Source organism: Actinobaculum sp. oral taxon 183 str. F0552 (assembly GCF_000466165.1).
In the GTDB taxonomy this organism is placed as follows: domain Bacteria; phylum Actinomycetota; class Actinomycetes; order Actinomycetales; family Actinomycetaceae; genus Peptidiphaga.
This window is the reverse complement of the sequence record NZ_KE951470.1, coordinates 1-1,326: the sequence shown is the minus strand read 5'-3', so window position 1 is coordinate 1,326 and position 1,326 is coordinate 1. Positions and strand designations below refer to the sequence as shown.

General features: G+C 64.2%; 1 protein-coding gene. It reads left to right on the top strand.

The features are described 5' to 3' along the window. Nucleotides 1–90: 90 nt before the first annotated feature. Nucleotides 91–1,326: hypothetical protein (locus HMPREF0043_RS08880; protein WP_156897565.1), on the top strand; the 1,236-nt coding region annotated here is incomplete at its 3' end.

Genomic DNA, 1,326 nt, shown 5'->3' with positions numbered 1-1,326 from the left:
GTTCGGTGGGAGAAGTCGTTCGCGGCTCAGCCGGCGGTGTTCGCCAAGGGTGCGTCGTTTACGTGTTCGGCTGATTTGTCGGGTGTGCCGGTGCGTACCGGTGAGTCGGGCAGTACTCATCAGGACACGGCGTCGGTTGAGGCTGATGGGGCGATCTCGGGTCTGCACACTTCTGACACCGATCCCTACAACGCACACCGCCCACCCGAACCGGGCATTTCGGTGGACAAGAAGGACAAGGCGGGCAATGCCGCTGACACGGCCGATGCCGGCCCGCTCCTTGCCCGCGGTCAGACCGATCTGGTGTTCACGGTGAGGAATTCGGGCGCCGACCCGCTCAAGGGCGTTGAAGTGGTCGATGAGACCACGACCGATTCCGGCACGGTGGAGTCGATGCAGTGCACGTTCCCGGGTGAGAACGCTCCGACCGCCGGCGTCTACGACGCCAAGGCCAAGAAGTGGACGGTCAAGTGGGCCGCCTCCTTCGGGCAGAACCCCAAGACCTTCGCGGTGGGAGGCAGCTTCGGCTGCACCGCCCGCCTGACCGGCGTCGCCGCAACCGTCCACACCGACAAGGCGATCACCTCGGCTACGGGTGCGTTGTCGGGCAAGGGCGTCAAGGATGAGAATCCCTACAACGCCAAGCCGCCCTCGCCCAAGGTGTCCATCGTCAAGAAGGACGCGGCGGGCAACGACGCCAACACCGGCCCGGTGAATCTGCTCGGGAAGAACTTGGACTCCGACGGAAAGGGTTCGACCGACCTCAAGTTCACGGTGACCAATCCGGGCACCGAGGATCTCAAGCAGGTCGTGGTGACGGATGCGACGTCGGGTTCGGGGACGGTGGAGTCGATGGCCTGCACGTTCCCGAGTGAGAACGCTCCGACGAAGGGCGTCTACGACGCGGCGTCCAAGAAGTGGACGGTCAAGTGGGACGCCTCGTGGAAGGACGCCGATCCGGCCGCCTTCGCCGCCGGGGCGAGCTTCCCGTGCACGGCCAAGCTCACCGGCGTCACCGCCGATCAGGTTCACACGGACACCTCGTCCGTGGAAGGCGTGGGCTACGGCAGCGGAAAGAACGTCAATGCGGAGGATCCGTATAAGGCGAAGGTTCCGCCGCGTCCGTCGATTGATATTGAGAAGGCGGATGAGTCGGGGCGTGATGCCGATACGGCGGGGGAGTCGGCTATGCTTCCCAATGGTTCGACGCGGTTGTCCTTCACAGTGAGGAATACGTCGGGCGAGGCCGAGAAGAACGTGGTCGTCAAGGATGTGGTGGCCAAGGGCGGGAAGGTGTCGAATCTTTCGTGTACGTTCCCGGATGGT